Origin of the sequence: Streptomyces sp. NPDC059895 (genome assembly GCF_042731035.1) — a bacterium.
In the GTDB taxonomy this organism is placed as follows: Bacteria; Actinomycetota; Actinomycetes; order Streptomycetales; family Streptomycetaceae; genus Streptomyces.
Genome location: NZ_JBHWKO010000101.1, coordinates 1 through 8,316 on the forward strand (window position 1 = coordinate 1; position 8,316 = coordinate 8,316).

7 protein-coding genes and 1 pseudogene are annotated in these 8,316 nt (G+C 67.0%); 3 read left to right on the plus strand and 5 right to left on the minus strand.

Annotation, left to right across the window (positions count from 1 at the left end):
• Positions 1 to 201 precede the first annotated feature (201 nt).
• Both ACFV9M_RS41370 and brxD read right to left on the minus strand, forming a co-directional pair.
• Positions 202 to 2,349 carry a DEAD/DEAH box helicase gene (locus ACFV9M_RS41370; protein ID WP_385079415.1) on the minus strand — a complete coding sequence of 716 codons (2,148 nt, stop codon included), beginning with the start codon at positions 2,347 to 2,349 and terminating at the stop codon, positions 202 to 204.
• A 53-nt stretch (positions 2,350 to 2,402) separates the two neighbouring features.
• A pseudogene (gene brxD / locus ACFV9M_RS41375) lies at positions 2,403 to 3,248 on the minus strand (BREX system ATP-binding protein BrxD); the annotation flags it as partial.
• 111 nt (positions 3,249 to 3,359) lie between these two features.
• Here brxD and ACFV9M_RS41380 point away from each other — a divergent pair.
• Entirely contained in the window at positions 3,360 to 3,860 is a 501-nt protein-coding gene (locus ACFV9M_RS41380) for a hypothetical protein (protein WP_385079418.1), read from the plus strand.
• On the opposite strand, the gene ACFV9M_RS41385 is transcribed toward ACFV9M_RS41380, so the two are convergent.
• A complete protein-coding gene (locus ACFV9M_RS41385) occupies positions 3,775 to 4,608 on the minus strand; it encodes an IS5 family transposase (RefSeq protein WP_385079420.1) in 834 nt (277 codons plus the stop codon). The genes ACFV9M_RS41380 and ACFV9M_RS41385 overlap by 86 nt on opposite strands.
• Before the next feature lie 284 nt (positions 4,609 to 4,892).
• On the opposite strand from ACFV9M_RS41385, the gene ACFV9M_RS41390 reads away from it, so the two are divergent.
• Entirely contained in the window at positions 4,893 to 5,192 is a 300-nt protein-coding gene (locus ACFV9M_RS41390; RefSeq protein ID WP_385079423.1) for a hypothetical protein, read from the plus strand.
• A gap of 241 nt (positions 5,193 to 5,433) precedes the next feature.
• On the opposite strand, the gene ACFV9M_RS41395 is transcribed toward ACFV9M_RS41390, so the two are convergent.
• Both ACFV9M_RS41395 and ACFV9M_RS41400 read right to left on the minus strand, forming a co-directional pair.
• Positions 5,434 to 5,847 (minus strand): NUDIX hydrolase, encoded by a 414-nt coding sequence (locus tag ACFV9M_RS41395; RefSeq protein ID WP_040896670.1) that lies wholly within the window; start codon positions 5,845 to 5,847, stop codon positions 5,434 to 5,436.
• A 155-nt stretch (positions 5,848 to 6,002) separates the two neighbouring features.
• A complete protein-coding gene (locus ACFV9M_RS41400) occupies positions 6,003 to 7,253 on the minus strand; it encodes a hypothetical protein (protein WP_385079425.1) in 1,251 nt (416 codons plus the stop codon).
• Between the two features lie 639 nt (positions 7,254 to 7,892).
• On the opposite strand from ACFV9M_RS41400, the gene ACFV9M_RS41405 reads away from it, so the two are divergent.
• Positions 7,893 to 8,183 carry a hypothetical protein gene (locus ACFV9M_RS41405; RefSeq protein ID WP_385079428.1) on the plus strand — a complete coding sequence of 97 codons (291 nt, stop codon included), beginning with the start codon at positions 7,893 to 7,895 and terminating at the stop codon, positions 8,181 to 8,183.
• The last annotated feature ends 133 nt before the right edge of the window (positions 8,184 to 8,316 follow it).

The following is an 8,316-nucleotide window of genomic DNA, read 5'->3' on the forward strand; positions in this document are numbered from 1 at the left end:
CCGGCACCTGCACCACCTGCCACCGCCCCCTGCCCAGAACCTCCGCCACCAGCCAGAACCCAAGAGCCAGAGCAACCTAACGGAGTCCTACTAGGTGGGTAGACGGCACCGGACACCGCATCGACATCGAGACAAGCGCGAGCGTCCTCCAGGCCAAGAAGGACCTCAGCCACCCGAAAATTCGCCTGTGTTCCGGGTTGTTCAGGTGCCCCATTCCATCCGTACGGGCTCGCGGGCTGCGGCGAGGGCGCCGTCGAAGTCGGCGAGGCGTTCGGCGAGGGTGGTGGTGGCGATGCGGGGCGGGAGGGCCGCCGAGAACTTGAGGCCGCGGACTGCCCGCGGGTCCACGGTGGGCAGGGTGAGGGAGTCGGGGAGTTCGGCGCGGGCGGTCTTCCAGTCGGTGGGGGAGAGGTCCTGGCGGAGCCGGATATGGGTGTCCGTGGGGCGCTGTACGGGGTCGGCGAGGTTGCCGAGGGAGGCGGTGAGGGTGGCGTTGGCGCGGTACCCGGCCCAGGTCCACCAGCGGGTGGCGTCGGCGTCGCGGACCAGCAGGGTGCCCGCCGGGTGAACTTCGTGGGGTGCGCGGTCCATGCGGAGTTCAGCGAGGGCCGCGACGGCGCGGCGGGTGAGGCGGACGTCGGGGTCGGTGCCGAGCAGGACGTCGCGCATGGCGCGGGTGAGGACGTAGGACAGCCCGCGGGCTTCGCTGCCCTGCCATTTGGCGATGCCGCCGTCCTCGACGGGTTCCACGAAGGCACGGCGTCGGGCCCAGTCGATGAACGTGACCTGCCAGCTGCGGCCGGCCAGCAGCAGGCGGCGCGGGCCTGGTCGTTCTTCGGTGAGGACGGTGGGGTCGGTGGTGCCGATCTCGCTGCGTCCAGCGAGCACCGTGAACTCGGGGGGTGCGGTGAAGGAGGCGGTCAGCTCCATGAAGTGCCGGCGGCCGAAGTGCTTCTCGGCTTCGGAGCCGATGAATAGCATGCCGCCGTCGCTGTCGAGGAAGCCTTCCGCGACCAGGTGCGACAGGATGGGTACGGCGGACTGGTCGAAGGGAGCCAGGCCGTTCCACTGCTCGGGCCACAGCCGGTCACCGACGCGGTGTTCCTGCAGGGTGACGGCGAGGAGCTGCTGGGCGACGAGATGGCGTGGTGAGGGGGGCGGGGTGACGGGTTCCACCCAGCCACGGGCCCACAGAGTGAGCAGGCCGGCGGCTTGGAGCAGGGTGTCGGGCCGGGTGGCGAGGAACAGGCAGTTGCGGGATGTGCCGGCGCGACGCCCGGTGCGGCCGATGCGCTGCAGGAACGAGGCCACTGTGTCGGGGGAGTCGATCTGGATGACGCGATCGAGGTCGCCGACGTCGATGCCGAGTTCGAGGGTGGAGGTGGAGACGATGACGCAGTCGCGGGCTTCGGCGAATGCCTGCTCGGAGCGTGCGCGTTCGTCGGTGGACAGCGAGGCGTGTGAGAGGAACACGGTGACGTCACGGGCGCGCAATGCCGCACCGAGTTCTTCCACCTGCTTGCGGGAGTCGCAGAAGACGAGCCGTTTCTCGCCCCGGTGCAGGGCGGAGATCACCTTGGCGGCGTTGGCGAGCGATCCGACGTAGTCGAGCTCCACCTCTCCTGCGGGGCGTGGAAGTTCGGTGGTGCCGGTTGTGGCGGGCAGAGTGACGCCGGGGGCGACGACCCGGCCGGGGCGGTCGGCGGGGCGTGCGCCCTGGAGCCAGGTGAGCAGGGTGTCGGGGTTGCCGACTGTGGCGGACAGGCCGATGCGCTGGATGCGGTGGCCGGCGAGCCGTTCCAGGCGTTCGAGTACGGCGAGCAGGTGCCAGCCGCGGTCGTCCCCGGCGAAGGCGTGCACCTTATCGACGACGACGGCACGCACCCGGCCCAGCATGTGTGCGTGGTCGGTCTTGACGCTGATGAGCATCGCTTCGAGGGACTCGGGTGTGGTGAGCAGGAAGTCGGGGGATTCGGTGCGAATGCGACGACGTACGGACTCAGGGGTGTCGCCGTGCCAGAGGGCGGCTCGGCGCCCCACCCACTGGGCGTAGCTGTCGACCCGGTGCACCAGGTTGTTCAGGAGCGCCTTGAGCGGGGCCAGGTAGAGGACGGAGGTGCCAGTCCAGTGCTGCTCTCGCATGGCGGACAACAGGGGGAAGGTGGCGGCCTCCGTTTTCCCGCCTGCCGTCGGCGCGAGCAGGACTGCGTCCTCGCCGTCCATCAGCGGGTGCACGGATGCCTTCTGCAGGGGGCGCAGATCGGGCCACCCGAGCGTGTTGACGATGTGGTGCAGGACTACCGGGTCGAGGCGCTCCAGCGGATCGGTGCCGCGAGGCTGCTCCTGCACGTCTGTAACTCCAGGGCTGTTCGTCAGAGTTCGGGACTTTGGAAACTGGGTCGTCAGAGGTCGAGGTCGTCCGCCGAGGCGGCTGGTGCGGGCGTGGCGAAGTTCCGTTCGGTGGCGGTGAGATCATCGCTGGCCACGGTCAGCTTGTAGTGCGTGCGTGGGTCGAAGTCGGGGAACTGGTCGATTCGATCGAGTACGTCGCCGACGAGTTTCTTCAGGTACAACCGCGGTGCGACTCCGACCTTCCCGCCCAGTGCCCCACCCACAGCCCGGGCCAGGTCTGTGAGGTAGGCGTCGTCGGCGAGCTGCTTGATCCGGTCGGGAGACTGGGAGCCTTCGGCGTACAGGTCGCGGATGGTGGTGCCCAGGCCGGTCAGTGATGCCTCGGTGCATCCGGGCAGCCGGATCTGGACGGCCCGCGGGTTGTCGAAGCGGGGGTCGGTGGTGAAGTCGGTGGCCAGACGCTGGGCGAGCGGTGCCAGACGCTGGACGCCCTGCTGCCCGTCGTAGAAGGCGGGCGTTCCGGTGATGACGAGGTACAGGCCGGGGAAGCGGCCGGAGTGGACCTCGTCGATGAGCTGCCGCAGCGCGTTGAGTGCCTTGTCGCGGGCGTCGGAGCGGACCCGTTGCAGGGTTTCTACTTCATCCAGGACGAGGACGAGGCCGGCGTGCCCGGCATCCCTCAGCACGGTGAGCAGGCCCTGCAGGAAGCCGAAGGCACCGAAGTGGTCGAGGTCGCCGCGGACGCCTGCACTGCGCCGGGCGGCTGCGGCGACGTGCGGCTGGCCGCCGAGCCAGGCCATCACCGCAGCGGCGGTGGCCTCGTCGCCGGCATCCAGGGACTGCTTGTATCCGCGTAGGGCGGTGGCGAACGCGGGAGCGTGTCGGGACACCTCAGAGGGCTTCTCGAAACCGAGTGTGGTGGCTGAGTTTGTGCTGGTCAGGCATGATGCCGGGGTGGGTGAGGTAGGTCCGGTGCGTCCGTGGAGGTGGCGTGCTGGAGGTGTGTGATGGCGTCGGTGTTGGGGCGGCTGGAGGAGCGGGAACGTGCGGCCCGGAAGCGGGTGGAGGAGTTGCAGGCCGAACTGGAGGCGGCGCAGTCGGAGTGGGACGAGTGGCTGATCGCCCGCAGGCGGGTCGGTGAGGTGTGGGACGCGAGTGAGACCGCAGGCCAGGAGGCTGTGGCGGGGAAGCCGCCGGAAGGGAACGAGGCCAGGACGCCGTCAGCGGTGAAGCCCGGATCGCTGGTTCCGGTCTGGCGGGAGGGGCTGTCGGCCGCGGTGTTGGCGCCGGAATATCAGCAGGTCATGGGCCTGCTGGCCGAACGCCGCGTCACGGGCGGTCAGCCACTGAACTGCCGTGAGATCACTGCCTTGTTGGGGCTGGAGGTGGTTCCTGCGAAGGTCGAGGGCGTGCGGTGCAAGCTCAAGCGGCTCGTTGCGCGGGGATGGGCGCACGAGCCGGCACCGGGCCGGTTCGCCTGCGGCGACGGCCGAGGCGGCGGGTCATGACCATGGTCATCGACCACAGGATCATCGCCTCCGACGACGCGGGCAGCCGCTCGTAGTCTCGGGCCAGGCGCCGGGAGCGGGTGAGCCAGGCGAACGTCCGCTCGACGATCCACCGTTTGGGCAGCACAACGAAGCCTTTGTGGTCGTCGCTGCGGCGGATGACGGTCAGCATCAGGTTCAGGGCGGTCGCGCACCAGCCCACCAGCATGCCGGTGTATCCGCTGTCTGCCCATACGCGCCTGAGCCGGTGATGCCGCCTGGTGGCCTGGGCCAGGAGGTCCTGGGCGGCGTCCCGGTCCCCCGTCGAGGCGGGGGTGACCATGACCGCCAGGATCAGGCCGAGGGTGTCCACCACGATGTGCCGCTTGCGCCCCTTGATCTTCTTCCCGCCGTCATAGTCGCTGGTGGCGGCCTCGACCGTGGACGTGCCGCGCGCGGACTGCGAGTCGATCGCCCCCGCCGTCGGCTCCGCATCCCGGCCCTGAGCTTCACGGGTCGCGGCGCGGAGCCGGCCGTGGAACTCGCCGGTCAGCCCCTGCTTCCGCCACCGGGTGAAGAACCGGTGCACCGCCTTCCACGGCGGGTAATTGGCAGGCAGCGCAGGCCACTTCACGCCGTTGTCCACCACATACCGGATCGCGTCGAGTATGTCCCGGTGGCAGTACTCCTCCGGCCGGCCGCCCCGGCCCCCGGCCCACGCGGGCTTCGGGATCATGTCGCGGACCGCCGCCCACTCCGCGTCCCTCATGTCGGTCGGATAGCAATGCCCACCGGACGGATTGTCCGCGGCGTTGCCGTACGCATGGGCGAAGCAGTCACACGTCCGCGTGTCCGGAATGGACTCATTCACAGCCGACCGATACAACTGCGGCAACAGGGCCTCCCGGTGAGCAGTGGCGTAGACACCCTCTGTGCTACCGAGAGGCCCTGCCTTCATGCCCCCGCGCGGCCACAATCACCTGAACAGCACACCCGTACGGAACCCCCAACCCCACACTCGGTTTCGAGAAGCCCTCTGAGGCACCCTGGTCCGTGCAGCTCATGCTGGACGAGGCGGAGGGCACCCATTGGGTCTCTCGGCGTACCCCACGGATCCGGCTTCCGATCGAGCGGTTGGGACGAAGAAGCGGGACTGGTATCCCCTACCTGGCGCCCGAGGTGCAGCTCTACTACAAGGCGAAGGCGACTCGGGAGAAGGATGAGACAGACTTCGAAGCGGTACTGCCGCTGCTCGGCGAACCTCAACGCATTTGGTTGGCGAACGCCATCGCAGTAACCGTGCCGGACCACCCATGGCGGCAGCGTCTTACGCCACCGGACGCACACAAATGAGACGTCGGCCGCGGAGCGCGGTCCGCGGGAGACACGAAGGTGGCACGAGAGTTATACAACCTGAAGCTCTGGCACTCCATGAGTGAACACTTGGTCGACGAGGCAATGGCGAAGCCACGCTAACCAACCGCAGGCAGATCAGGCCGATTTCAGTGTCCACGACCAGTTCCTTAGCTCGTCGGGAGGGCGGTCTGATTACCCGAAGCTGCCTCGTCCTCCGTCCGCAGCACGCACCGAGGTGTTACCGGCTCAGTGCGGCGTCGAGATATACCTGCACCGCGTCGAAGAGGCCGTATGGCACGTACGCGGGAATCTGGGCATGCCGGACCCATGCCACCTCAGCCAGTTCATCGTCGTCCGCCACGTAAGGAGCGCCGGACTCTACGACACAGGCCACGTAGGTCATCTTCCGGCCAGTCTTGGGGTGAACCCGTTCTCCGAGGACCTTGAGAGCGGTCACCTCCATGCCGACCTCTTCGCTCGTCTCTCGCACGGCTGCTTGTTCAGGGGTCTCCGTCCCCTCGATCTCGCCCGCCGGGAACTGCCAAGACAGTTGACCTTCCGCGACCCGGCGGCGAACCATGAGCACGGCGCCGTCCTGTACCACGATCGCGGCTGCGATGCCCGGTCGCTCTTGTGCCGTTTGCTCGGTCATACGTCTTCCTCCAGTGCTGCCAGCATCGGCGGGTAGATCGTGTCGACGGACATGAAGCGGCCCTGTAGGTTCTCAGATCCCGTGTCATTTTCTCAGTCGCGATGTCATGTGACTGGACAAACTGACACGGGATTGAGAATCGCTGGCCACTGCCGTCACTCGTTTGAGGACTCCGTTGCCAGCGGGATACCGCACAGTGGGCAGCCGTTTGCGTGGTCGTCCTGACAGACGTAGCCGATGGCGCCATCCACGCACCATTCGGCGGCCTCCTCGGACAGCAGGTCGGGCCCGGCAAGGAGCAGCCGACGAAATTCCGTGGTGTCCGCAATGTCGGCCGGCCGGTTGGTGAACCACCCGTCGAACCAAGGCTTGTCCCGGTGTATGCGCCAGTGCGCATTCTCCCGGTCGTCGACAGCCGTAAGGAACCGATCGACGATGCGCCCCCAACTCGGTGCTCCGAACCAGCCGTTGTCGAACGCGCACAAGGATTCGACCAGGGTTCGCAGACCGAACTCCTTCTCGCTAAGGCAGTACCTTCGCCCCCATGAGATCGCGACCTGTGCCATCTCCGCGAGTTCTACGCGCGGATCATCCTCGTGTGCCGGGTCGTCAAGGTTGTGGCAGGCCAGCCCGAGCTCGAGCACAGACTGCCCCGTCGGTAGAACCCGGGACGGGTTGACGATCGCGAGACCGAGACCGATCCAGTCGACATGGTCGAACGACAGCATCGAGCGCACGAGTCGGGTGGTTGCCGCGTTGATCCGCATCATTGTGCCGTCGTGCAGCGGACTCTTCCCGGCATGCCAGTTCTCGACGGGTGTGTTGCGCCACACGGCGAGCGTGATGCGGGTGGCAGCGAGCCACAGCAGGGCGTCGTCGTCGAGGTGCCCGAACCGCTTGGCGCACTCCTGGGCGCCGTAGGTGATCAACTCTTCCGGTTTCGGCCACCTGTGGCTGTCGGGCCCTTCAGGCCCTTCAGGCGCGTACTCGTAGTCATCGGCGTACTCGTCGAGGATCGCGCTCAACTCGGCCGCGCTGTAAGCCTCGCTGTACTCGGAGCTGTCCGGCTCCTCGACGGTGTACATGTCGTGGTCCCAGGAGACGTACACGTCGCCCCAGAGCACGACGTCATCGCACTCGCTGGCGTTGTCCGTCACAACCGGCCTGATGGTGATCGGGGCAGTACGCCCGTCGGTTCGCTCGCCGTCCTTCTCGGCAGCCCATGCAGTGATGACCCCGAGCGGCTTCGGAAGGAGAGGACCGACCTCGGTGATGCTGAACGGCTCGTCGTCGTCAGCGGTGTCGAATCGGCTGTTGACGAACGCGACCGCCTCGGAGGGCGAGCTGACGATGGACTGGGTACCACTCTCGTTGTCAACCACTCGCCACAACGCGCTGTTCTTCACGATGCTCTCCGATCGCGGTGAGTGCACCCGGGGCGGGTGCGATGCGCCGGGTCGCTCGGCACTGACTCCAATTATGGGCTGATCAACCCGTCCGTAGTCCCGCAGGCGCTTGTCAGCGACGACGCTCGGGACGTTCGTGTGCAACGAAGGTGTGTGAGTGGGTGGAACGGATGGTTGCCGATGCAGGTTCGTGACGCCCCGGGCCGCGTTGCAGCCTGCTGGACAGCCTGAGGAAATGACACCGATCTGAGACAGCCGCCTGCCGACACAACGTGAGACTCAAGGGAAATATCCAGGTCACAGGGTCGGCGCCTGACACTGAAATTGAGAACCTACAGGCCCGCCGTATTCTTCGCCACCCAAGCCGCTCTACAACCGCATCATTGTTCGTTGCGTCCCCTGCCAGGTACACGCAGTGGACACCCGTCGCCGGATGGATCCGCTCAACCAGACCGCGCCGTACAGCACAGCACACGCCCGTCTAACCTCGCGCTTTCGCGAGGTGGGGTGTCCGAGGCTTGATCAAATAAGCGGAGAGTGCCCCTGACCTGCAACGATGTGACTTGTCTAGGGTCATGTCGCCGTAGGTTCGACGTGGCACCTGACGGTCGACTTTTCCGGAACCAGGCTGGCAACTACGTGGACGCTGCCGCCTACGGCATCACATGGGCGAGGGCCCGGGAATACGCCCTGACCCGTACTGAGCGCACTTCTCGCCTGGCCAAGCGGCCTTACGATCTCCGTCACGCCGGGATCTCGTTCTGGCTCTACTCCGGAGTGGACCCGGCCGAGTGCGCCCGCCGCGCCGGCCAGAGCATCGAGGTTCTCTTTCGCCACTACGCCAAGTTCCTTGACGGCCTTCGAGAGCAGGCGAACCGTCTCATCGAGCAGTCCATGAACGAGTGGCAGCGCGTCAGTCAAGGTGATTGAACCGTTCCGGGTTCGGTAGGGACTCGATCATTTGAGAGGATCGAGTCATGGCACGTCCTTCCCCTTACCCGCTTGAGCTGCGCCGTCGTGCGGTGCGGATGGTCGCCGAGGTGCGGCCGGAGTACGACACCGA